Annotated in this window: 22 protein-coding genes; 6 read left to right on the top strand and 16 right to left on the bottom strand. The window is 56.5% G+C overall.

Features of this window, described 5'->3' with window-relative positions; genetic code table 11:
• The first annotated feature begins 143 nt into the window (after nucleotides 1-143).
• Together OSH09_RS05350 and OSH09_RS05345 are read left to right on the top strand one after the other, a co-directional pair.
• A complete protein-coding gene (locus OSH09_RS05350; protein ID WP_042481505.1) occupies nucleotides 144-1,085 on the top strand; it encodes a LysR family transcriptional regulator in 942 nt (313 codons plus the stop codon).
• The gene (locus tag OSH09_RS05345) at nucleotides 1,082-1,840 is read left to right on the top strand and encodes a LamB/YcsF family protein (RefSeq protein WP_266120386.1); all 759 of its coding nucleotides are present in this window, start codon (nucleotides 1,082-1,084) and stop codon (nucleotides 1,838-1,840) included. The genes OSH09_RS05350 and OSH09_RS05345 overlap by 4 nt, the downstream gene beginning before the upstream one ends.
• Here the strand turns inward: OSH09_RS05345 and OSH09_RS05340 are convergent, their stop codons facing one another.
• From OSH09_RS05340 to OSH09_RS05330, 3 genes are all read right to left on the bottom strand, one after another.
• Nucleotides 1,841-2,029, bottom strand: coding sequence for a DUF3008 family protein (locus OSH09_RS05340; protein WP_207875111.1), 189 nt, complete (start codon nucleotides 2,027-2,029; stop codon nucleotides 1,841-1,843).
• Nucleotides 2,030-2,148: 119 nt separating this feature from the next.
• Nucleotides 2,149-3,351: a benzoate/H(+) symporter BenE family transporter gene (locus OSH09_RS05335; protein ID WP_266120385.1), complete on the bottom strand. Its 1,203-nt coding sequence runs from the start codon at nucleotides 3,349-3,351 to the stop codon at nucleotides 2,149-2,151.
• Nucleotides 3,352-3,379: 28 nt separating this feature from the next.
• Nucleotides 3,380-4,144 carry an AraC family transcriptional regulator gene (locus tag OSH09_RS05330; RefSeq protein WP_207875110.1) on the bottom strand — a complete coding sequence of 255 codons (765 nt, stop codon included), beginning with the start codon at nucleotides 4,142-4,144 and terminating at the stop codon, nucleotides 3,380-3,382.
• A 96-nt stretch (nucleotides 4,145-4,240) separates the two neighbouring features.
• Between OSH09_RS05330 and OSH09_RS05325 the strand changes: the two genes are divergently transcribed.
• Nucleotides 4,241-5,437 (top strand): MFS transporter, encoded by a 1,197-nt coding sequence (locus OSH09_RS05325; RefSeq protein ID WP_207875109.1) that lies wholly within the window; start codon nucleotides 4,241-4,243, stop codon nucleotides 5,435-5,437.
• 229 nt (nucleotides 5,438-5,666) lie between these two features.
• Here the strand turns inward: OSH09_RS05325 and OSH09_RS05320 are convergent, their stop codons facing one another.
• Nucleotides 5,667-6,839 carry an MFS transporter gene (locus tag OSH09_RS05320; RefSeq protein ID WP_266120384.1) on the bottom strand — a complete coding sequence of 391 codons (1,173 nt, stop codon included), beginning with the start codon at nucleotides 6,837-6,839 and terminating at the stop codon, nucleotides 5,667-5,669.
• 1,177 nt (nucleotides 6,840-8,016) lie between these two features.
• On the opposite strand from OSH09_RS05320, the gene OSH09_RS05315 reads away from it, so the two are divergent.
• Nucleotides 8,017-8,805, top strand: a complete 789-nt coding sequence (locus OSH09_RS05315; RefSeq protein WP_207875108.1) for a deaminated glutathione amidase — start codon at nucleotides 8,017-8,019, stop codon at nucleotides 8,803-8,805.
• 10 nt (nucleotides 8,806-8,815) lie between these two features.
• On the opposite strand, the gene OSH09_RS05310 is transcribed toward OSH09_RS05315, so the two are convergent.
• The gene (locus OSH09_RS05310) at nucleotides 8,816-9,463 is read right to left on the bottom strand and encodes an alpha-ketoglutarate-dependent dioxygenase AlkB (RefSeq protein ID WP_266120383.1); all 648 of its coding nucleotides are present in this window, start codon (nucleotides 9,461-9,463) and stop codon (nucleotides 8,816-8,818) included.
• Between the two features lie 79 nt (nucleotides 9,464-9,542).
• On the opposite strand from OSH09_RS05310, the gene OSH09_RS05305 reads away from it, so the two are divergent.
• Nucleotides 9,543-10,409, top strand: a complete 867-nt coding sequence (locus OSH09_RS05305) for a pirin family protein (RefSeq protein ID WP_222667117.1) — start codon at nucleotides 9,543-9,545, stop codon at nucleotides 10,407-10,409.
• A gap of 85 nt (nucleotides 10,410-10,494) precedes the next feature.
• Here the strand turns inward: OSH09_RS05305 and OSH09_RS05300 are convergent, their stop codons facing one another.
• The 4 genes from OSH09_RS05300 to OSH09_RS05285 all read right to left on the bottom strand — a co-directional run bounded on the left by OSH09_RS05300 (nucleotide 10,495) and on the right by OSH09_RS05285 (nucleotide 13,002).
• Nucleotides 10,495-10,968, bottom strand: a complete 474-nt coding sequence (locus tag OSH09_RS05300) for an OsmC family protein (RefSeq protein ID WP_266120382.1) — start codon at nucleotides 10,966-10,968, stop codon at nucleotides 10,495-10,497.
• A gap of 317 nt (nucleotides 10,969-11,285) precedes the next feature.
• Nucleotides 11,286-11,993, bottom strand: coding sequence for a glutathione binding-like protein (locus OSH09_RS05295; protein ID WP_266120381.1), 708 nt, complete (start codon nucleotides 11,991-11,993; stop codon nucleotides 11,286-11,288).
• A 116-nt stretch (nucleotides 11,994-12,109) separates the two neighbouring features.
• A complete protein-coding gene (locus OSH09_RS05290) occupies nucleotides 12,110-12,334 on the bottom strand; it encodes a DUF3820 family protein (RefSeq protein ID WP_207875103.1) in 225 nt (74 codons plus the stop codon).
• A gap of 5 nt (nucleotides 12,335-12,339) precedes the next feature.
• The gene (locus OSH09_RS05285; protein WP_266120380.1) at nucleotides 12,340-13,002 is read right to left on the bottom strand and encodes a dienelactone hydrolase family protein; all 663 of its coding nucleotides are present in this window, start codon (nucleotides 13,000-13,002) and stop codon (nucleotides 12,340-12,342) included.
• A 146-nt stretch (nucleotides 13,003-13,148) separates the two neighbouring features.
• On the opposite strand from OSH09_RS05285, the gene OSH09_RS05280 reads away from it, so the two are divergent.
• Nucleotides 13,149-13,391 carry a hypothetical protein gene (locus OSH09_RS05280; RefSeq protein ID WP_222667121.1) on the top strand — a complete coding sequence of 81 codons (243 nt, stop codon included), beginning with the start codon at nucleotides 13,149-13,151 and terminating at the stop codon, nucleotides 13,389-13,391.
• Nucleotides 13,392-13,455: 64 nt separating this feature from the next.
• On the opposite strand, the gene OSH09_RS05275 is transcribed toward OSH09_RS05280, so the two are convergent.
• From OSH09_RS05275 to OSH09_RS05245, 7 genes are all read right to left on the bottom strand, one after another.
• Nucleotides 13,456-13,998, bottom strand: a complete 543-nt coding sequence (locus OSH09_RS05275; protein WP_207875100.1) for a GNAT family N-acetyltransferase — start codon at nucleotides 13,996-13,998, stop codon at nucleotides 13,456-13,458.
• Entirely contained in the window at nucleotides 13,995-14,600 is a 606-nt protein-coding gene (locus OSH09_RS05270; protein WP_266120379.1) for a helix-turn-helix domain-containing protein, read from the bottom strand. Before OSH09_RS05270 ends, OSH09_RS05275 begins: the two co-directional genes overlap by 4 nt.
• Before the next feature lie 268 nt (nucleotides 14,601-14,868).
• Complete coding sequence (locus tag OSH09_RS05265) at nucleotides 14,869-15,999, bottom strand: TIGR03364 family FAD-dependent oxidoreductase (protein ID WP_266120378.1); 1,131 nt, start codon at nucleotides 15,997-15,999, stop codon at nucleotides 14,869-14,871.
• Complete coding sequence (locus OSH09_RS05260) at nucleotides 15,999-17,018, bottom strand: putative 2-aminoethylphosphonate ABC transporter substrate-binding protein (protein ID WP_207875097.1); 1,020 nt, start codon at nucleotides 17,016-17,018, stop codon at nucleotides 15,999-16,001. The genes OSH09_RS05265 and OSH09_RS05260 overlap by 1 nt, the downstream gene beginning before the upstream one ends.
• A gap of 41 nt (nucleotides 17,019-17,059) precedes the next feature.
• A complete protein-coding gene (gene phnX, locus OSH09_RS05255; protein WP_266120377.1) occupies nucleotides 17,060-17,902 on the bottom strand; it encodes a phosphonoacetaldehyde hydrolase in 843 nt (280 codons plus the stop codon).
• Between the two features lie 34 nt (nucleotides 17,903-17,936).
• Nucleotides 17,937-19,745 (bottom strand): putative 2-aminoethylphosphonate ABC transporter permease subunit, encoded by a 1,809-nt coding sequence (locus OSH09_RS05250; RefSeq protein ID WP_207875095.1) that lies wholly within the window; start codon nucleotides 19,743-19,745, stop codon nucleotides 17,937-17,939.
• The gene (locus tag OSH09_RS05245) at nucleotides 19,732-20,808 is read right to left on the bottom strand and encodes a putative 2-aminoethylphosphonate ABC transporter ATP-binding protein (protein ID WP_266120376.1); all 1,077 of its coding nucleotides are present in this window, start codon (nucleotides 20,806-20,808) and stop codon (nucleotides 19,732-19,734) included. The genes OSH09_RS05250 and OSH09_RS05245 overlap by 14 nt, the downstream gene beginning before the upstream one ends.
• Nucleotides 20,809-20,891: the final 83 nt, after the last annotated feature.

The following is a 20,891-nucleotide window of genomic DNA, read 5'->3' as shown; positions in this document are numbered from 1 at the left end:
GATCTCACTCGACTGGTTTTTTACGGATCGAAGATAGCATTTGCTTAGGACGCGAACATTCGCTTGTCATGATGTTCACTATATAAGCGTATGAGTGTCTACACGGATCAACGGCAGGGGCCAGCGCTTGTATTATTTAGACCATGCCAAAATTACGAGAACAACTAGACCTACATTTGCTGCGGGTGTTGCAGTCGCTGCTCAAAGAGCATAGCGTCTCGCGTACGGCTATCCGCTTGGGCATGTCCCAGCCAGCCGTCAGCAATGCCTTGCGGCGCTTGCGCGAAATCACGGGCGATCCAATTTTGTTGCGCGGTAAAAAGGGGATGGTGCCTACCGAGCGCGGTCCCTTTTTGCTGGCACATGCCACGGAAGCCCTGCAAGCTATCGAGCGAATTTCTGCTACCGCAGAGCCTATGGATCCCAGTCAGTCTACCCGGGTTTTCAATCTGGGCGCACCGGATTATCTGGATGGCGCTTTTATCCCGGATATTGCCGAGCGGGTACGCCGCCAGGCACCGCAGGCCCGGCTGGTGGTCCATACCATCAACCCGGATCTGGACTACGTGCAGGCCCTGGAAGAGGGCGAGCTGGACGTGGTGATCGGCAACTGGCTGGAACCGCCGGAAAAGCTGCATCTGGCGCGCCTGTTTGATGATGAAGTGGTCTGTATGCTGGGCCGCCATCACCCGCTGGCGCAGCGCGGGCTGTCTTTGCAGCATTATCTGGAAATGCCGCATCTGGCCCCTTCAGCCCATGTGACAGACAAGCGCGGCTTTATTGATGGTTGTCTGGCCGAGCAGGGCATCAGCCGTCAGGTACAGATGGTGGTGCCGTATTTCGGCCTGGTACCGGGGATTTTGAGTCGCACGGACATGGTGTTTACCACCAACCGCCAGTTTGCCGAGTACTATGCCCGCATTCTGCCTATTACGGTCTTGCCCTGTCCGGTTCACTTTCCGCTGATGCGTTTTTATCAACTCTGGCATCCCCGCACGCATAATGCGGCAGAGCTGCTGTGGTTCCGGCGTTGTATTGCCCAGGCCGCAGGCAGATTGGATGGATTATCAGAGGGAACTCCATGAGCTTAGGTATTGATTTGAACTGCGATATGGGCGAGAGTTTTGGCCCTTGGGTCATGGGTCATGACGAGCAGGTGATTCCGTGGGTGACGTCGGTGAATATCGCCTGTGGCTTTCATGCCGGAGATCCGGGCACCATGCGTCAGACGGTGGCTTTGGCACTGAAGCACGGCGTGAAGCTGGGCGCACATCCGGGTTTGCCAGATTTGGCCGGTTTCGGCCGTCGGGTCATGACCGTCACGCCCGAGCAGGTCTATGACATGGTGGTGGTGCAGGTGGGGGCCTTGGCTGCCGTTGCACGTACCCAGGGTGCGGCGCTACACCACGTCAAGGCCCATGGGGCTCTTTACAATATGGCCGCCCGCGACGGGGCATTGGCAAAAGCGATTGCCCAGGCGGTGGCGGATATTGATCGCAGTCTGATTCTGTATGCCTTGGCAGGCAGTGTTCAGGTGCAGGCTGGGCGTGATGCAGGCTTGAAAGTCGCCCAGGAGGTTTTTGCCGACCGCAGCTATCAGGACGATGGCAGTCTGACTCCCCGTCAGCAAGCTGGTGCCATGATTACCGACGCTGATCAGTCCGTGCAGCAAGTGATGCAGATGATAGAACAAGGCACCGTTACCAGCCTGTCCGGTAAAACAGTGCCTTTGTCTGCCGATACCTTGTGTCTGCATGGGGATCAGGCGGGAGCGGCTGAATTTGCCCAGCGTTTGCACCAGGCTTTTGAACAAAGCGGTGTACGCGTGCAGGCGGTCTGATCAGGTCTTGCGTTCAGGCAGATTGCGGCGTGGCGTATCGGTACTGGCCAGTTCTTCCAGCTCGCCTTCACTCAGGGTTTTATACATTTCTATCGACGCCCCTTTCAGGCTGGACAGGGGCGTTTCACCGCGTTTGGCCGACAAGGCAGCACCGGCAGCTTTTTGTTGAGCTTGAGATAAAGCAGGCATAAAGCACCTCCGTATAGAAAAGTGGTTACGCCTTTAGTGTGCCTAATGAAAAAAGACGGCAAAGCAAGCAAATGTGAAGCTTGTTGCCGTCTTGAACAGACTGGGGGGAAATGGCGGGGTCAGGAAACTTTTCGTTTCTGAATCAAATACATAGCCATACCAAAAACCAGACCCCAGAAAGCGCTGCCGATATTGAGCAGACTCATGCCCGAGGCCGTGGTCAAAAAGGTGACCAGAGCCGCGTCACGGGTATCCGGCGCTTCCAGTGCCATGTGAATGCTGTTGCCTATGGTGCCCAGCAGTGCCAGACCGGCAATGGCGGCGATCAACTCGGTGGGGAAGGCCGCAAACAGGCTGACCACCGTGGCACCGAAAATCCCGGCTGCAAAGTAGAAAATCCCGGCCCAGACACTGGCGCGGTAGCGTTGACGCGGGTCTGCATCCACTTCCGGCGTCATGCACAGGGCAGCGCTAATCGCGGCCAGATTGTAGGCATAGCCCCCAAAAGGGCCAAAGATCAGGCCGACAATCCCGGTCCAGCTAATGACGGTGGAGTTAGGTGCATCGTAATTGTGAGCTTTCAGGACGGCCACGCCCGGAATGTTCTGCGAGCTCATGGTGACGATGAAAAAGGGAATCCCCACACCGATCAGAGCCGTCCAGGAGAACTCGGGCCAGACCAGCACCGGCGTGGCGGGCGTCCAACTCAGAATTTCCATTTTCAGCAGGCCTTGCATGGCGGCAATCGTGACACCGGCCACTAGCGCCAGAGGCACGGCATAGCGGGGCGACCACTGACGCACCAGCAAGAACACGATAAACATGCTCAGGCATAGCAGCCATTGGGTTTGCATGGCACCAAACAGGTCCAGGCCAAAGCGCAGCAAAATACCGCCCAGCATGGCACCGGCAATGCTGCGTGGCATGTACTGCATCAGCTTCTGAAAACTGCCGCTAAGACCGCAAATAGTGGTCAGCAGGGACGAAAACAGGAAAATCCCCACCGCCTGCGGCATGGGCAGACCCACCAGACCCGTGGCCAGCAGCGCCGCGCCGGGTGTGGACCAGGCGGTCAGAATCGGAATCTTGTAGCGCAGTGACAGGCCTGCGGACAGCAAGCCTAGGCCAATACCCAAAGACCACATCCAGGAGCCCAGCTCGGCGGTGTTGGCTCCTGCTGCTTGGGCTGCTTGAAACACAATCGCAGCGGAACTGGTATAGCCCACCAGCACGGCAATAAGCCCCGCCGACATATGAGAAATCTGGAACCAACTTAATAAGCGCTGCAGATATCCGGGGCGGGACAGGTGTGTGGAAGACATGGATGCGTGTGGTGAGGGTAATGGAAACTTAAGAAGAGTAGGTTTGGCTTAAGTAACGGCTGGGGGTATCGCCCAAAATGGATTTGAAAACGGTAATAAAGGCGCTGATGGAGGTGTAACCCAATTCCCTGGCCGTGCTCTTTACGGACATTCCCGAACCCAGTTTTTGCAGGGCCAGCATAATCATGAATTGTTGCCGCCAGCGCCCGAAGCTCATCCCTGTGTGTTTTAGCATATGTCGGGCCAGGGTGCGCTCACTCATGGCCAGTTCTTTTGCCCAGTCGGCCATAGTAGGACGCGAGTCGGGTTGCTTGAGCATATGCTGCGCGATGGTCTGCAAAACCTTGTCTTCCGGCACGGGCACATGCAGTTGGCGGGTAGGCATCTGATTCAGGGTCTCGAGCAGGACCAGTGCCAGGCGGTGGGTCTGGCTGTTGGGCTCGTAATGGGCATCCAGATCGCTTAAATGAATGATCATCTCGCGCACCATGGGGCTTAGGTCCAGGGTGCTGCAATGGTCGGGTAATTGATCCAGGCCGGGCTCAATATACAGAAAATGAATCAGGGCCTGATCGTCGGCACGGGCACGGTGGCGAATACCCACTGGCACCCAGACGGCGCACAGGGGCGGCACCATCCAGTAGCCCTGGTCGGTTTGCAAGGTGACGGAGCCGTACTGCGTCATGATGAGCTGCCCATTGGGATGCGTGTGCAGTGGATTTTCCGTCGTACTGCCCATGGCCATCTTGATGCTGAAAATAGGCCCGCCTTGCGGATTCGAGCTAAAACTCATGCTTTGTCCGTTTTGGGGTATAAGTTGTCATAATATCCTGTTTGCGCCGAGGCCGAAACACGATAGAGTAGGGTTTTCACCTACTGGCCACTTTCCATGTCGCTTTCTCGTTTTTCCTGGCTCTCTCACCCCGTGACGGTTGTGCTGGGTGTTTTACTGATCGCGGGTAATTTGCGTGCGCCGATCACGGGTATTGCACCCTTGCTGGAGCTGATCCAGGCGGACCTGTCACTCTCGTCGACCCAGGCGGGCATGTTGACGGCCATGCCTTTGTTTATTTTTGCGGTGGTCTCCTTGCTGGCGGCCTCCATGGCCCGGTGGGTGGGCTTGTCTCGTTCCCTGTTTATTGCCTCCGTGCTGATTGCGATTGGCGTGGTGGTGCGCATATTGGGCGGGACCACGGAACTGTTTGCCGGTATTGGCTTGCTGGCCATCGGGATTGCCTTGGGGAATGTGCTCTTGCCTTCTCTGGTCAAACGCCATTTCCCCATGCGTATCAGCTTTGTGACCTCTTTGTATGTCTTGTTCATGGGTCTGGTCGCGGCGTTCAACTCCGCGCTGGCGGTGCCTATGGCCGAGTGGACAGGTCAAAGCTGGCGCTGGTCCTCCCTGATCGTGGTGGGCATCATGGCGCTGGCCAGCGTTGCGATATGGGCGACCCAACTGGGGGCGGATCGACGTGCGGCACAAAGTGCGCCTGCCGCGGTGTCGGCCAGTGCTCCTGTGTGGCGTTTGCCGCTGGCCTGGCATATCACCCTGTATATGGGTTTGAACTCGGTGGCTTATTACATGCTGGCAAGCTGGTTGCCCGTCATGCTGGTGAACTATGGTTTCGAGCCGGACCATGCCGGGCAGATTCACGGTTTGATGCAGTTGGCCACCGCGGTACCGGCCTTGTTGTTGATGCCTTTGTTGAGTCGTTTGCACGATCAGCGTCTTGTTGCCTTGGCAGGGGCCTTGTTGCAGACCTTGACCTTTGTGGGTTTCCTGGTCTTGCCGTCCTGGTCATTGTTGTGGGCGGTGCTGTTTGGTTTTGGTAGTGGCAGCGTATTCCTGATTGCCTTGTCCCTGATTGGTGTGCGTTCCACCTCCACCTCGCAAGCCGCCTCCCTGTCGGGTATGGCTCAGTGTATGGGCTATTTGTTGGCTGCTTTCGGGCCTCCAGCGATGGGTGGTCTGCATGATCTGTTTAATAGCTGGGGCTGGGCTTTGGGCCTATGCATATTGGTGACTTTCGGGATGGGATACGCCGGTTGGCTGGCAGGTCGTCCTGCGGTGGCGAGTCAGTCTTGATCCTCTGGCTGGGTGCCAAGTAGCCCGATAGCCTGGCGTTAAAAAAACGGCCTGTGATTGAGCCCTTTTAGGGTGAACTCAATCACAGGCCGTTTTTTGTCTGTGTGACAAGCCGTTTGCTAGTAGTTTGCTAGTTCCCGGCTGCGGGTCCCTGGGTAGGGAGTGGGCCAGCAAAGCCTGACAGCAGCCTATTTTCTGATGAGTCAGGCTGCTCTGGAATAGCCTTGCTTTATTCTTTGATGCGTAGCGAAATCGTGTGCAAGGCCAAGCCGCCCAGAGCGAGCAAAGCGCCCACCCAGGCTGTCGATGTCCAGCCCCAGCCTGCAGCAATAGTCAGACCACCCAACCAGGCACCCAGCGCATTGGCCATATTGAAGGCCGAGTGGTTCAGCGCCGCGGCCAGGGTTTGGGCATCACCGGCCACATCCATCAAGCGAATCTGCAAAGCCGGGCCCAAAGCCACCAGGGTGCCGATCAGCATGATATTTAGGGGGCCAAGAATAGGGTGGTGCGCTGTCACCATGAACAACAAGAGCACAGCAGTCGCCCAGATCAGCACCAGACGGATGCTGCGATCCAGATAGCGGTCGGCATAGCGGGCACCCAGCAAATTGCCGATGACCATCCCGACGCCGAACAAGGCCAGTACGACAGGAATCGCGCTGGCCGACAGACCGGCCAGTTCCATCAAGGTGGATTTGACGTAGCTGAATACCGAGAACATGCCACCAAAGCCGATGGCGCCTATGCCCAGTGTCAGCCAGACCTGCTTGCGTTTCAGCGCGCCCAATTCGCGTAAAGGGCTGGCCAGGGTATTGGCGGGCACGAAGGGCACAAAGCGCAGTACCAAGCCCATGGAGAGCAAGGCAATCAGACTGACAAAGGTAAAGGCGGCTTGCCAGCTAAGCCACTGCCCCAAGGTGGTGGCGATAGGAACACCCACCAGGGTGGCGACCGTTAGGCCCAGCATCACGTATGCCACGGCCTGTGCCCGGCGATGGGGAGGCACCAGACGGGCTGCAACCAAAGCGGCGACACCAAAGTAAGTCCCATGTGGCAAACCTGCCAGCAAGCGGGTGATCAAGACAGTTTCATAGGTGGGGGCGATAACAGTCAGGAAATTGCCCACGGCATAGGCGCCCATCAAGGCAATTAATAAACGACGCCAGGGCCAGCGAGCGCCCAGCACAGCCAGAACGGGTGCGCCGATCACCACGCCCAGCGCGTAGGCACTGATCAAGTGGCCTGCGGTAGGAATATCGATACCCAGATCCTGCGCCACATCGGGCAGCAAGCCCATGATGACGAATTCGCCGGTGCCAATGGAAAAGCCACCCACCGCCAGGGCCAGAATGGCCAACAAAATTTGGCGGGAGGATAAAGAAGAGTGTGAGGAAGACAAGATAGGAGCCTGAGAAACAAGAGGGTTGGTGTGTCCAACCCGTAAGAGACCGTATTGTCGCGCAGTCATAGGGCAAGGCTCAAGATTTTCAGGGCAAGTAATAAGGCCATGTAACTGTAAGGAATTGACGCACTTCTTTAACTTTTTGATTTTTATTACGTCCTAGCACAAATTAATTTATCTATCTATAGCGTCAGCCCTAAACAACGTATGCAGATTTTTTTATATTTTTTATATAGAATCACGGTATTGGGTGTTTAGTATCCAATCATTTTCCTGTGGTAGCTTTCCCCTGATTTTGCAAGAAATCGGGGGTTTTTTTTATTCTTGTTATTTTGAATTTCAATCATCAGTGCATTGACAGTCCAATGTCAAAGCGGCTTTCCGGCTTGTTGCGAGGGTTTGGGACGCGGGCTGCAACAGCCATGCTGATTTATGAGTGGGCCTGTACTTTTACGTACCAGGCCCATTGTTTTTTGGGTTTTTTATTTTGTTCTGATGGGTTTCTTATTTAGTGGCTGTTCGTAAATATTAATTATGTCCGGTCATATTTGTTTTTGAGGTTTATCGCTATAAATAAAGAATGATTGGGAGGATCTGGAGCTCTCCGATCAAGTCCTGTCAGCAAGATCTTCCTCTTTTGTCCGGTTTAATAGCGGTTCATTTTTCTTGAGTTATATAACCTATATTGCATTGAAAACATAAAAGTTTTTTATATCTCATTGTTATATGTTTTTGATTGTGGATGGAACAAAGGAAAGAATCAGTTTGTGATTTGATCCAATTGAAATAAAAAAAATTGAATGGCACTGGTGAAAATGGAGCGTGAATTGATTGCCCTGATACTTATTGCCGTCTGTGTGTCAACGTATGCTTTGTTTCAGGTCCCTGTCGCTTAATGACCAAGCCCGTATCTCTGAAATTTCTTTTAATTATCATCGAGTGTTTAGTGTGGTTAAACACTTTCAGGATATTGACAGAAATAAAGCTCATTTTTTAATTTCAGTTTATGTCTCAATTTTTACATGATGAAAAGAGAGGTGAATACGCAGGGCTGGGTCCGTGGTTTTTTTACATATGGCCGTCTGGCGATCAGTTTTTGCGACTCCGGCTTCTGGCTGGCCAAGCCCGGTGGCTGCGTTAGAATTGCTTAGGCAGCACACCCAAGGAGTAGGTCATGAAAGTTGCATTGGGCCAAATGGCCGTGTCCAAAGATTCGCAGGAAAACCTGAGCACCTGCCTGGGCTTGATTGAGCAAGCCATCCGCTCATCAGCCCAGCTTTTGGTCCTGCCCGAGGGCGTCTTGGCCCGCAATGTGGCCGATCCTGAGCTGGTCTTGAAATCCGCCCAGGCCCTGGATGGAGAGTTTGTTAGCCGTTTGAGTGCGGCCACCCGCGATACTGATTTGACCGTGGTCTTCTGCATCCATACTCCTGCAGACGAAGGCAAGGTCTGGAATACCTTGGTGGTACTGCGTGACGGCCAGGTCCTGGCGCATTACAACAAGCTGCATTTGTACGATGCTTTCTCGGTGCAGGAGTCGCGCTATGTTCAGCCTGGCACCGAGGTCCCGGCCTTGATCGAAGTTGCCGGTTTCAAAGTGGGTCTGATGACTTGCTACGACCTGCGTTTTCCGGAACTGGCCCGACGCTTGTGTGTGGATGGGGCCCAAGTCCTGCTGGCGCCGTCGGCCTGGCTGAAAGGGCCTTTGAAGGAACACCACTGGCGTGTATTGACGACGGCTCGTGCCTTGGAAAACACGGCGTATATGGTCGCAGTCGGGGAGTGTGGGGAGCGCAATATTGGGCAAAGTCTGGTAGTCGACCCCTTGGGAGTGATCGTGGCCCAGGCAGCCGAAACCCCAACCATGCTCCTGGTGGATTTGGATCGCGAGCGTCTGGCGTATGCACGACGTATTTTGCCGGTGCTGGAAAACCGCCGCTTCGCACCACCCGAGCTAGGCTAATCGCCCAGGCTTAGCCTGCTCTTCTGAATGTCAGATTGACCCGTCCCGTGCCCCAGAGCGGATGGGCCGGGCCTTCCAGTCTGCGTATCCCATGAAAATTCAGTCTGGATGGCCCCCACCAGACCAGCACATCACCATCACGCAAACGCAGTGTCCGTACCGGATCAGTACGCTTTGCACCCCCCCATAAAAACAAGGCTTCACGGCCCAGGGACACCGAGACAATCGGGTGCTGCAAATCGCGTTCGTTCCTGTCCTGATGCAGGGACATATGCGCCTGCTCGTCGTAGTAATTGATCAGGCAGGTGTCGGGCATAAACGGGCCCTGGCCGGATTCATGGGCAATGAGTGCCAGCAAGTCTTGGAACGCCTTGGGTAGCGCAGGCCAGGCCACACCGCTTTGCGGGTCGATGGAGCTGTAGCGGTAGCCCAGTTCATCCGATATCCACCCCAGGGCTCCGCAACTGCTTTGGGCGGCTGACATGCGGTGGCCAGAAGGGACTTGCATGTGACGCCAGGGGGCAAGGTGCACGACCTCTTTAACCGCCTCTGCCAAGGCAGACGCATAGGGCAGGGCCAAGCCGGGCAAGGCGATCAGGCCGGGTGCCAGGGTCAGGATGTTGCCGGGGTCCGGGTCAAAGAGGGAGAGCGTGGACATGTGGGGCAGGGTGAACAAGTCAGGGAGCAGAGTATAGTAATCGGGATTGTATTTTTGCGACTTCCCAGTAGAGGTGTCTATGGTCGAGCTGCTTATTCCGCAACGTCAGCACAGCATTGGTGCGTTTGAAGTGGGGCGCGTTTTGCCCTTTCGCCAACGGCGTATGGTGGGGCCTTTCATTTTCTTTGATCGCATGGGGCCGCAAGAACTGACGGCACCGGTGGGGCCAGAGAACGATGTGCTGCCACACCCGCATATCGGCTTGTCTACCGTGACCTATCTGTTTGAAGGGGCCATGACGCACCGCGACAGTCTGGGCGTGGAGCAGGAAATTACGCCCGGTGCGCTTAACTGGATGACAGCGGGTTCAGGCATCAGCCATTCCGAGCGTTTTGAGCCCATGCGTGCCCACGGTGGCCGCATGGATGGTATCCAGGCCTGGGTGGCGCTGCCTGAGCATAAGGAAGAGCAAGCCCCGGATTTTGTGCATTATGAAGCGGATCAACTGCCGCTGATTCAAGACACCGGATTAGAGGGACGCCTGATTGCCGGTTCAGCCTTGGGTCTGTGCAGCCCCGTCAGCGTGGACTCGCCCCTGTTCTATATGGAGCTGCGCGTGCAAGCGGGCCAGTCCGTGCCATTGCCGACCGGTCACGACGAACGGGCTATTTATGTCTGTAAGGGCGGGCTGGAAGTGGGTGGGCAACGCTATCCGGCAGGCCAGATGCTGGTGTTCGCCAAAGGCGACAGCCCTCGTATTGTTGCCGAGCAACACAGCCATTTGATGCTGCTGGGCGGCGAACCCTTGGGCCCACGCCATATCTGGTGGAACTTCGTGTCCTCGCGCAAGGACCGCATCGAGCAGGCCAAGGACGATTGGGTCAACGGTCGTATCAGCTTGCCACCGCTGGATGACGATCAGTTCATCCCTTTGCCTGCGGTGTAATTGCTATGTCTGCTGCCGGAGTTTCTGGAATCCGGCAATGTAGTCTGCGTATCTTGCTGGACGGTAGCGATGTCGGGTTCGCGATCTACAACTGCTCCACCTGAATGGTGACTTCATGGTGAATCGGAGTTTTGATGGAGCGAGCAATAAAGCAGTATTCGCCCACACGATCATGAAGCCCTTTGGCCAGGGCGACGTCACTGTCCGGCGTGATCGTGACAAGTGGACGCAAGGTAACACTCTCGAATTGCCCGGCCCCGTTGGTTTCTTCGATCATGCACCCGGCAGGGCGGTCTTCGTAGGCCGTAACCACAATGCCAGCTTCTGCCGCCATCCCCAAGTACCACAGCATATGGCACTGAGCGATCGATGCCAGGAAAAGCTGCTCGGGGTTCCAACGGCTTGGATCACCTCGGAAAGCAGGGTCTGAAGAAGCTGCAATGGCACCCAGACCGGCCGCCGCCACGTCATGGTTGCGTGAATAGGAACGGAGTGTGCGGGTGCCGCTTCCGGTGTTGCCGGTCCAGTTGACCAACAATTCATAGTGATGTGCTTTCATGGCTCTGCTCTGGCAAGTGTGCAAGGAGCAAAAAGCATAGCAATGGGGGCACCAAATCGTACACAAAAAAAAGCCCTGGAAAGAATCCAGGGCTTTGAAGGCTTGCTCATCAGGCTGGTGGATTTGCCTGTATCCGCTCTATGAGCAGACTGGTTTTTTGATTGATGAACAAGCCAGGCAAACGGAATAGTACCGCTTGCGCAGGATGTTTAGGGGACCAATTGTACGGACTGGCGACTAGCGATACAAACAAGACCAGTTTGATAGCAGGGCTATTGCAAATTGGCTTATAAGCACTGATTGGCGCGGCTTATCCATTAATCACGGGCTGGAATATTCAGACCGCGTTGCACCGCCGGGCGGGCCTGAAATTGCGCCAGAACACGGGCTACATTCTTGAATTGCGCGTACTCCACCAGCTCGCCTGCCCCGTAAAAACCGATCAGGTTGGCAATCCAGGGGAACAGGGCAATATCAGCGATGGAATAGCTATTGCCCACCATCCAGTCCTTGCCCTCCAGGTGCTTGTCGATCACACCCAGCAGACGTTTGGATTCGTTGACGTAGCGGTCGCGGGGGCGCTTGTCCTCAAAGTCTTTACCGGCAAATTTGTGGAAGAAACCTAGCTGACCAAACATGGGGCCTACACCGCCCATCTGGAACATCAGCCATTGCAGGGTTTCATAGCGCTGGGCAGGGTCGGCAGAGAGCAGTTGACCGGATTTTTCAGCCAGATAGATCAGGATGGCACCGGACTCGAACAAGGCCAGTGGCTGATTGCCGGGACCATTCGGGTCCAGGATGGCTGGAATCTTGTTGTTGCTGCTTAGTGAGATGAACTCGGGGCTGAGCTGGTCATTGCGGTCAAAGCTGACCAGATGCGGTTCGTAGGGCAGGCCAATTTCTTCCAGCATGATGGAAACCTTGACGCCGTTGGGCGTGGGCAAGGAGTACAACTGCAGGTGCTCAGGGTGCTGAGCAGGCCATTTTCTGGTAATGGGGAAATCAGAGAGAGCGGTTGTCATGACGTCCTTCACAATGGGGTGTAGAGGAAGCCTTGATAGTAGCAAGCTGTACGGCGACATACCGTTGCAGCCTGCTCAGCAGTAAGGTATTTCTTGCGGCTGCTTGTCCCGGCTTTTTAGTTGCGGCGGGGGCGCAAGGGGTCCAGCAGGGATTTCAGGCCGTTGTGATCCAGCTCGTGCATCAGGGCCAACAACTGTCCCAGCCGCCCGGAGGGAAAGCCCTCGCGGGCAAACCAGTTCAGATAGTGCCCCGGCAGGTCGGCCAGCAGCCGACCTTTGTATTTGCCATAGGGCATGGGGGTGTTCAACAGGGCAAGCAGGTCGTCGCTGGATTCAAGCATGGGGATTAACGCAGATGTTCGGCAAAGAAAGCCAGTGTACGTTCTTGCGCCTGCTTGTAGGACGCTTCGTGGAAATCGGGGCGGTGATCACAGCCAAAACCATGTCCGGCCGGTTCATATACGTAAATGGTCACGTCTTTCTGCGCTTCTTTAATGATCTGAATCGCACTGGCAGGAATGGAGTGATCCTGCGCCCCGAAATGCATCTGTACCGGAATCTGCGGCTGCTCGTGAGCGTTCTGGGCAATCTGTGAGCCATACCAGCAACTGGCGGCTTTCAGACCCTGCAAGCGGCAGGCGGCCAGCCAGCTTAGTGAACCGCCCCAGCAGTAACCCACAATGCCAATCTTGCGCGAACCCAGGGCATCCACACAGGCCTGAATATCCAGCAAGGTTTTATCCAGAGCAATGCCATTGCGCAGCGCCAGACCCGCTTGTACGTCCTCGGCGGTATAGCCCAGTTGTACATTTTTCTCTTGTCGGTCGAACAGGGCGGGGGACAGCACTCGGTAGCCTTGCTCGGCAAAGCGGTCACAGGTGTTGCGTATATGCTGATTCACCCCAAAAATTTCCTGCAACACAATCAGGCCGTGCTCGGCCTGCTCATCGCCTACGGCATAGGCTTGAAAATGGTGCTGGTCTGCGCTGGTCAAGCTAAGCATGCTCATAGTGGGTCCTTTAGCCATGAAACAATAATTCTCTCTTATAACAGTCGCCCATGCTGGGAGGCCAGCCGCAGGACGTTTACAATCCACTCAGAAAGGCGAGCATCTTGATCGCTTGCCCAAGCCCCTCCTACTTGAATGGAATAATGATGCGTGACGTACTAATGGACAGTCTGTTCTGGACGATTGTGATGCCCTGGTTTTTGTTTCTGGGGCTGTTTCTTGTTCCCAAGCAACCCTCCTGGTTGCGCAGCTACGCCTTTCCGGGCGTGTTTATGGCCATAGGTTTGGGCTTGCTTGCCTCGGTGGCGGTGGGTGTGGGTGTTTTCAGTATTGTGCTGGGCCTGATCGCCTTCGCCGTCTGTTACGAAAAACCGAAAGCCAGCGCCTGATACCGCGGTAAACGGTTTAATTGAAAACCATCGCAGGCCCAGGCTGCGATGGTTTTTTTACACTTTAGCCGTCCACCGGCTCGGCGGGCGTATCCAGCGTGAGCAGGTAAAAAGCGGCATCCAGCCAGCGGCCAAACTTGAAACCCACTTCCTTGAAGGTGCCCGAATGCGTAAAACCCAGGCTTTTATGCAGGTGGATACTGCCCGCATTGCTGGCATCAATACAGCCCACCAGCGTATGCACATTCGCCAGGCGGGCACGGATAATCAGCTCCTGCATCAGAATCTTGCCCAGCCCTTTGCCGCGATGCTCCGGGTGCACATAGACGCTGTGTTCCATGGTGTATTTGTAGGCGGGAAAGGCGCGGAAGCTGCCCCAACTGGCAAAGCCCATCAGTGTGCCTGAATCGTCAATGACGCCGACCACCGGAAAACCGTTGGCGCGTTTGGTGGCAAACCAGCTCACCATCGCTTCGGGCGGGCGCGGCACATAGTCGTAAAGCGCGGTGGAGTTCACGATGGCGTCGTTCAGGATCGCCAAAATAGCGGCTGCATGCTGTTCTTCATTGCAGTCTATAAAACGCAACCCGCTGTCACTGTCTTTCATTGATGCCTTCCTGTCATGGGGTAGGCCAGGGTTTCATCGCCAATCGCGACGAGGTACTTGGCGGCCTGGCTGTGTGGATTGCTAAAGCTCATGGGCAGATAAAAACGCAGGGCCAGGCAATCTCCGCTTTTCAGCGAGTACTGTTGCGAGCCATGGGTTACTTCTATTTGCCCTTGCAGGACCCAGATCTGTTGTTCCAGCGGATGTTTGCGGCCACTGGCTTCATAGGTGACGCTGCTGCCCGCTGGAAAATGGATTTCGGCCAGATGCAGGCTGCTGGGCCAATTGGGAGGGGACAGGGTGCGCCGGATATAGCCGGATTCCGGGTCTCTCCATAGAGCCTGATCGGCACGGCGTACCAGCGGGTTTTGCTTGTCAGCCGTTTCTTCGGACTCGAACAGGGCGGCCATGGACACACCCAAACCGGCTGCCAGCTTCTCCAGAATGACGGCCGTGGGGTTGGCCTCGGCACGTTCAATCAAGGAAATCATGGAGCGGCTGACACCACTTTTGCTGGCCAGGGAATCAATGGTTTCCGGGCGTAATTGACGTAGCTCGCGTACGCGTTTGGCAATACGGGTATTGATATCGTCGGTGCTCATTTACCCGCCGTGTTGGTTTGTCGTGGCAGTTATTTTATTCCACTATATTGGATTTTTTTGCAAAAATTTCCAATGAAATACCTGGGGACAGGAGGGCTAGGTTGGGATATCGCTTGATAGCAAGAAAAACGCGCAGCTCAAGCTGCGCGTTTTTTGTTTGGCCCAGGTGTTTGGGGCAGGGCCAGGATCTATCTTGCTGTACAAACTAGCAGATCACTCAGACTACCTAAGCCACCTTGTTCAAGCGGCCAAGGAGCCAATGAACTCATCAATCGTAGCGAGCCGAGATATTGCGTTCACCAATAGCCAGACCCGTCGTCATTCCCAGGCCGGTATGCATGACTGTCACTTGTGTGCTGCCATCCGCTTGCAAGACAGAAAACGGAGCCGGTCCCTTGGCACCGTACACACCTTGCCAGCGTTGCAGCACGTGCACCGGGCAACCCAGCACGGTTTCTGCCAGAGCCAGCAAGTACTGGTCGGTGTCTTCCTGATTGAAGGGGCTGGCTTGTTGGCCGTAGTCGTGCGAATCACCAATAATCAGATCACCCTCTGGGGTGGGGCTGATCAGCAAGTGAATCCCTTGATCCAGCAAAACACCATGACGTTGCTGTACTTGCTCGCGCAGCGTGTCGGCCAGAGGCAGATCACTGAAGGCACCGTAGTGCAGGCAGGACAAGCCCGTCAGCAACGGTCTATCCAAGGCCCAGCCCGCATCTTGCGCGCGCACTTTCAGCATTTGCAAACGTGTTACCGACGGTTTGACGGTATCCAGCAGTTCGCGGTGAAGGCTGCTGTAGTCGTGACCGGGGCACACAAAAATGCTGTTAGCCGTGAAGTTGCCCACGCTGCTGTGTACCTGACCTTCTTGCGCATAGTGCACATGCGCCTGGGTGTACACATCCACGCCCATGGCTTGCAGGCTGCTGGTAATGGCGGGCAGGGCATCGCGCGAGTAAATCTGCAAATCATCCAGACCTTGCAGCGCTCCGTGGTGATGCCCCAAACGGCCATCAAATAAAGCCGCCAGTTCCTTGCCGTTCAGCATCTGGCAGGCCACGCCTTCATCTTTGGCACGGCCCTGGGCAAAGTCTTCCAGCAGTTCCAGTTCCAAATGATTGCGTGCCAGTACCAGCGAACCATTGCTGCGTACATGGAAACCGGCTTGTGTCGCCAGATCCAGCCACAGGCCGCGGCTTTGGCGAGCCAGATCCATCATGATGCCCGGTGCCTGACCGGTCACCAGTACCTGACCAAAATTACGTATGGTGGCGCCTTGGGCCTGGTGGCTGCGCTCCAGCACAGCCACGCTGAGCTTGCGGCGGGCAGCCGCCCAGGCATGTGCCATGCCCAGGATGCCGCCCCCCACCACGATGACATCGTAGTGTTGTGTGCTCATTACTTCTTGGCTTCCGATTTGCCGTCGTAACGCTTGGTCCACTCTTCGATGATGCGCTCGCGGTTTTCAGCGGCCCAGACGAAGTTGTTGTCGATCAGACGCTGGTTCAGGTCTGCCGGCAGGTGCGGGTTGGCGGTGGCGATGGAAGGAATGGCCAACACGGCAAAGTTGGTCTTGTACAGGTGGTTGGCTTCTTCGCTGGCGGAGAAGTCAGCCAGTTTCTGTGCGGCTTCCAGGTTCTTGGTGCCTTTCATGATGGCAGCGGCTTCAATTTCCCAGCCCAGACCTTCTTTGGGGAACACCAGTTCCAGTGGAGCGCCTTCTTCTTTCAGACGAGCGCCACGGTAGTCAAAGGACACACCAATGGCGTATTCGCCAGCAGCTGCCATATTGCAAGGCTTGGAGCCGGAGTGAGTGTAGGCGCCGATGTTCTTGTGCAGACCATCCATGAAGGCCCAGCCCTTGTCTTCACCAAACAGTTGCAGCCAGGCGCTTACATCCAGAAAGCCGGTACCCGAGGAAGCGGGGTTAGGCATGACGATCTTGCCCGCGTAGGCAGGCTTGGTCAGATCTTCCCAGGAAGTGGGCATAGGCAGCTTGTTCTTTTCCAGCTCAACGGTGTTCACGCACAGGGCGGCCGCGAAACCGTCCATGCCAACCCAGCTAGGCGGGTTGCTTTGATCGCGCATTTTGGCGTCGATCTTGTCCAGGCCCTGAGGGGCGTAGGGTTGCAGCATGTTCTGGCTGGCCATCAGGCCCAGCGAGGAACCGGCCAGACCCCAGACCGCATCGGCCTTGGGGTTGTTCTTTTCAGCCAGCAGCTTGGCGGTAATGATGCCGGTGGAGTCACGCACCCACTGGATCTTGATATCGGGATTCTTGGCCTCGAAAGCCGCTTGGTACGCTTTGAGCTGATCGGCTTCCAGCGCGGTGTACACGGTCAGGGTGGTGGCGGCTTGAGCCAGGGAAGTGGCGCCCATCAAAGCGGCAGCCAGGGAGCTCAGAACAATGGTTTTCATGGAAGAAATGTCCTTGTGACAGCAAAAGGGGGTGTGGCGGGTTAGAGGGAGTCGCTGGGGCATTCGCCCTGGACCATCCGCTCGGTGATCTGTTCGATCACAGTAGGCAGTTGGGCAACGGTATCGATCAGGTAATGGGGCAGGGCATGGTCAAAGGTGGCCGCTGCGCGATCACGCAGGTCTTGGCGGCTTTCCTCGTCCAGGGCCAGAAATTCCAGTTCAGTCAGACCGGCGGCATTGCCCGAAAGCAGCAAGCCAACTGTCCACATACCGGCATTGCGGCCTTCTTCAATGCCGACGGGTGTGTCGTCAATCTTGACGCAGGCACCGACATTCTTGATTTCCAGACGAATCACGTTTTCCAGGGCCATGGCAGGCCAGGGGCGAGCCTGGGGGACTTCGTCAAAGGCGACGTGGTAGTCCACAAACACTTGCTGACGGTGGGCGTGCTGCAAGAGGTTGTCCAGAACCAGACGTGGGTAGCCGGAGCAAGAACCGATCTTCAGGCCCTGGCGACGTGCCCAGGACAAGGTTTCACGCGCACCAGGGATAGCGGCGGAAAACTCGCCCACGCGTTCGTTTTGCATGGGCAAAAAGGTGTTGTAGATGCGGTCTACATCGCTGTCGTCGGGCTCACGGTCGTGCAGGGCGACAAACTGGGCCTGCACTTCAGGCAGTTCCAGCATGGCCTTGATGTGATCCCATTTACCAATGCCCATGGCACTGCGGGCCTGGTCCAGATTCAGGTTCAGATCAAAGCATTTGAAGGCTTCAACCAGAATTTGGGTGGGAGCAAAGGAACCAAAGTCCACCAGCGTACCGGCCCAGTCAAAAATCAGGGCTTCAAGGCGAGGGGCCTGGGAGGAGGGCGTATCAAGCGACATACTCGCGCAAGTTGGGGATGGCATTGCGGTCCTATCAGGTTGGAGAAAGAGAAGAGGGGGAGCGCCAGGCTTGGCTGCGACGCAGGGCGGCCCGGCTCAGAACATGAACCAGCAGGCAGACAGAACCGGAGCTGAGCATGATGACGGTACACATGGCAGCCGCCGGGCCAATAAAGCCCGCGTCGTCCATATTCATGACCGCCACCGAGGCCAGCACGGTTTGCGGGCTGTACAGAAACACTACGGCAGAGACAGTCGTCATGGCCGAGACAAACAGGTAGCGCGATACCGACAGCAGAGCGGGCAGGCACAGCGGTACGGTCACACCCATCAAGGTGGACAGACGCGGCGCTTTCAGAGAGGCGGCGGCCGCTTCCAGCTCGGCAGGGATGGCTTTCAGGGCTGTCACAAAGTTCAGGTGGGCGCTGGTATACAGGTGAATCACGGTACACAGCACCAGCAAGGTCATGGAGCCGTACAGGCCTGCCAAGGGGTTGCTGGGGTGATTGAAAAAGAAGATGTAGCCCAGGCCCAGCACCAGGCCGGGAATGGCCATAGGGGCTAGCGCCAGCATCTGCAGCACGCCGTACAAGCCTTTTTCGGACTGGCCACGGGCAGGCAGCTTTTCCAGTACCCAGGCACCCAGGAAAATCAGGGCGGAACCCAGCAGAGCGGTAAACAAGGCCATGGTCAAGCTGTTGCGCCAGGCCAGCCAGCCACCACCATCCATATTGTTGAAGTCGTACGATTTCAGGGACAGGCTCAGGTTGTAAGGCCAGAACTTGATCAGCGAGGCCCAGACCGCCATGCCCACAATAGTCAGAATTGCCAGGGAAACCAGAATCAGCACGGCGGTAAAGTAGCGGTCGCGGTGACGATGAGGCAGGGGCGAGTACGCGCTGAGAGAGCCTTGAGCCTGACCGCTGGCACGGGCACGCAGGTGGCGGTCCAGAAAGAAAGTCAGTACAGCAGGGATCAGCAGCAGCACACCAATGGCTGCGCCTTTGGAGAACTGCAGTTGCCCGACTACCGCTTTATAGGCTTCCATAGCCAGCACGTTGTAGGAGCCACCCACGACCTTAGGGACACCAAAGTCGGTCACGGTCAGCGTAAAGACCAGGCAGGCCGCAGAAAAAACGGCGTATCGGCTGGCGGGCAAGGTCACCGTCAGAAAACGACGCCAGGAGTTGGCACCCATGGCGCGGGCCGCGTCATACAGACGGGCATCCGCCAGGGCCAGGCCAGTGCTCAAAATCATCAGGGCGTGGGGGAAGGTGTAGAAGGCTTCGCCCAGCACAATGCCCCAGAAACCATAAATTGTTTCGCCACCTAGCCAACTGCGCAGCAGGCCTTGATTTCCAAACAGATAAATCAGGGACAGGCCGGGCATCAGGGAAGGAGCCAGCAAAGGTAGGAGACCCAGGGCCCGGAACATGCCTGCGCCACGTATGCAGCAGCGTTGCAGTGCAAAGGCGAAGGCGTAGGCCGTGGGGATCACAATGATCAAGGTGCTGAAACCCACCAGCACACTACGGCCTACCAAAGACATGAAACCAGGGGCGCTGATGATGGACCAGAACTGGCCCAGGCCAACTAACTGGCCTTCGCTGTCCTGAATGGCACGCAGCAAAATGAAGAGCATGGGCAGGGCCAGGAACAGGACCAGCAGGGCGAACAGGGCAATCAGTAAAGCGCGTCGTGCTCCCGAACCTAGCCAGACAGGCAAGACGGGACGAGTCAGGGGATGGTTCTTCACAGGCATTTCAGCAACAGGCACAGCGTGCAGGCGGCCAGCGTTCAGGGAGGCAGCGCCAGGCTGCGGCACGGAATCAGTGGTGGGCATGTAGCGCCTCGCTAGGAAGCTGGATGCGGCAGCGGCGAGCGGCCAGAGGGTCCAGCAAACGGTCGCCTTGTTCGGGGTTGACGATGGCCTGGACCGTCAGTCCGTCCATGCCTTCGGGGCGCAAAATCAGCTTGTAGTGACGACCTAAAAAGACGCCATCCACAATGTCCGCCAAAAAGGTATTGGTGGCGCTGGCGGGGCTGTTGTTATCCAGAACCCGGATGTTTTCAGGGCGAATGAACAGGCGGCCAGCCGTATTGGGGGCTTCCTGACTCAGGTCCAGGCGAACACGCTCCACCCGTACCGAGCAGTCATGCAGCGGAGTAAAGGGCAGCCAGTTGGCCTCGCCGATAAAGCCTGCCACAAAGGGATCAGCCGGGGCGCGGTACAAGGCCTGGGGGCGATCAAACTGCACCAGACGGCCTTTTTCCATGACCGCTATCCGGTCAGCCATCACCATGGCCTCTTCCTGATCGTGCGTCACCATCAAGGTGGTGATGGACAGTTGTTTCTGCAGGGCGCGCAGCTCAATACGCAGGCGCTCGCGCACTTGAGCATCCAGAGCTGACATGGGCTCGTCCAGCAAAAGCAGCGAAGGCGAAGGCGCCAGCGCGCGGGCCAGGGCCACGCGTTGCTGCTGGCCGCCCGACAGTTGTGCTGGGTATTTGTTTTCCGAGCCGGACAGACCCACCAGATCCAGCATTTCCGATACGCGCTGACGCACTTGAGTGGCCAGGTTCTTGCGGGGCGACAGGCCGTACGCAATATTCTGGGCCACGGTCAGGTTGGGAAACAGGGCGTAGGACTGGAACAGAATGCCGTAGTCCCGCTGTTGTGGAGGCAGGTGTGTAATGTCTCGGCCTGCCATCACGATGATGCCTTGATCGGCTTGTTGCAGCCCGGCAATGCAGCGCAGCAAAGTGGTTTTGCCGCAGCCCGAGGGGCCCAGCAAACACACCAGTTCACCGGCTTGTATGTCCAGGCTGACCTGGTCCAATGCGGTAAAGGAGCCGAACTGCTTGTGCAGTCCTTGTATGGTTAAAAAAGCTGGCTTGGCGCTCATCCCGGGGTTCCGACTTGTCATGAATGTCATGAACGTCAGTATGGGAGGCGTATATGGCGGCCCTATGACAGTACAACTAATTT

Origin of the sequence: Alcaligenes parafaecalis, assembly GCF_026344135.1 — a bacterium.
Classification (GTDB): domain Bacteria; phylum Pseudomonadota; class Gammaproteobacteria; order Burkholderiales; family Burkholderiaceae_B; genus Alcaligenes; species Alcaligenes parafaecalis.
Note: the sequence above shows the minus strand (reverse complement) of the source record. Positions and strands in the feature narration are given on the sequence as shown.

Excerpts from the sequence above, each read along its gene's own strand:
- OSH09_RS05300 (WP_266120382.1), bottom strand. The coding sequence starts at position 10,968 with ATGAAAGCACATCACTATGAATTGTTGGTCAACTGGACCGGCAACACC.
- OSH09_RS05265 (WP_266120378.1), bottom strand. The coding sequence starts at position 15,999 with ATGAGCACACAACACTACGATGTCATCGTGGTGGGGGGCGGCATCCTG.
- OSH09_RS05340 (WP_207875111.1), bottom strand. The coding sequence starts at position 2,029 with ATGCCTGCTTTATCTCAAGCTCAACAAAAAGCTGCCGGTGCTGCCTTG.
- OSH09_RS05330 (WP_207875110.1), bottom strand. The coding sequence starts at position 4,144 with ATGAGTTTTAGCTCGAATCCGCAAGGCGGGCCTATTTTCAGCATCAAG.
- OSH09_RS05245 (WP_266120376.1), bottom strand. The coding sequence starts at position 20,808 with ATGAGCGCCAAGCCAGCTTTTTTAACCATACAAGGACTGCACAAGCAG.
- OSH09_RS05345 (WP_266120386.1), top strand. The coding sequence starts at position 1,082 with ATGAGCTTAGGTATTGATTTGAACTGCGATATGGGCGAGAGTTTTGGC.
- OSH09_RS05275 (WP_207875100.1), bottom strand. The coding sequence starts at position 13,998 with ATGAAAGACAGTGACAGCGGGTTGCGTTTTATAGACTGCAATGAAGAA.
- phnX (WP_266120377.1), bottom strand. The coding sequence starts at position 17,902 with ATGTCGCTTGATACGCCCTCCTCCCAGGCCCCTCGCCTTGAAGCCCTG.
- OSH09_RS05270 (WP_266120379.1), bottom strand. The coding sequence starts at position 14,600 with ATGAGCACCGACGATATCAATACCCGTATTGCCAAACGCGTACGCGAG.
- OSH09_RS05335 (WP_266120385.1), bottom strand. The coding sequence starts at position 3,351 with ATGTCTTCCACACACCTGTCCCGCCCCGGATATCTGCAGCGCTTATTA.
- OSH09_RS05285 (WP_266120380.1), bottom strand. The coding sequence starts at position 13,002 with ATGAGCATGCTTAGCTTGACCAGCGCAGACCAGCACCATTTTCAAGCC.
- OSH09_RS05250 (WP_207875095.1), bottom strand. The coding sequence starts at position 19,745 with ATGCCCACCACTGATTCCGTGCCGCAGCCTGGCGCTGCCTCCCTGAAC.
- OSH09_RS05315 (WP_207875108.1), top strand. The coding sequence starts at position 8,017 with ATGAAAGTTGCATTGGGCCAAATGGCCGTGTCCAAAGATTCGCAGGAA.
- OSH09_RS05295 (WP_266120381.1), bottom strand. The coding sequence starts at position 11,993 with ATGACAACCGCTCTCTCTGATTTCCCCATTACCAGAAAATGGCCTGCT.
- OSH09_RS05280 (WP_222667121.1), top strand. The coding sequence starts at position 13,149 with ATGCGTGACGTACTAATGGACAGTCTGTTCTGGACGATTGTGATGCCC.
- OSH09_RS05325 (WP_207875109.1), top strand. The coding sequence starts at position 4,241 with ATGTCGCTTTCTCGTTTTTCCTGGCTCTCTCACCCCGTGACGGTTGTG.
- OSH09_RS05310 (WP_266120383.1), bottom strand. The coding sequence starts at position 9,463 with ATGTCCACGCTCTCCCTCTTTGACCCGGACCCCGGCAACATCCTGACC.
- OSH09_RS05305 (WP_222667117.1), top strand. The coding sequence starts at position 9,543 with ATGGTCGAGCTGCTTATTCCGCAACGTCAGCACAGCATTGGTGCGTTT.
- OSH09_RS05260 (WP_207875097.1), bottom strand. The coding sequence starts at position 17,018 with ATGAAAACCATTGTTCTGAGCTCCCTGGCTGCCGCTTTGATGGGCGCC.
- OSH09_RS05350 (WP_042481505.1), top strand. The coding sequence starts at position 144 with ATGCCAAAATTACGAGAACAACTAGACCTACATTTGCTGCGGGTGTTG.
- OSH09_RS05290 (WP_207875103.1), bottom strand. The coding sequence starts at position 12,334 with ATGCTTGAATCCAGCGACGACCTGCTTGCCCTGTTGAACACCCCCATG.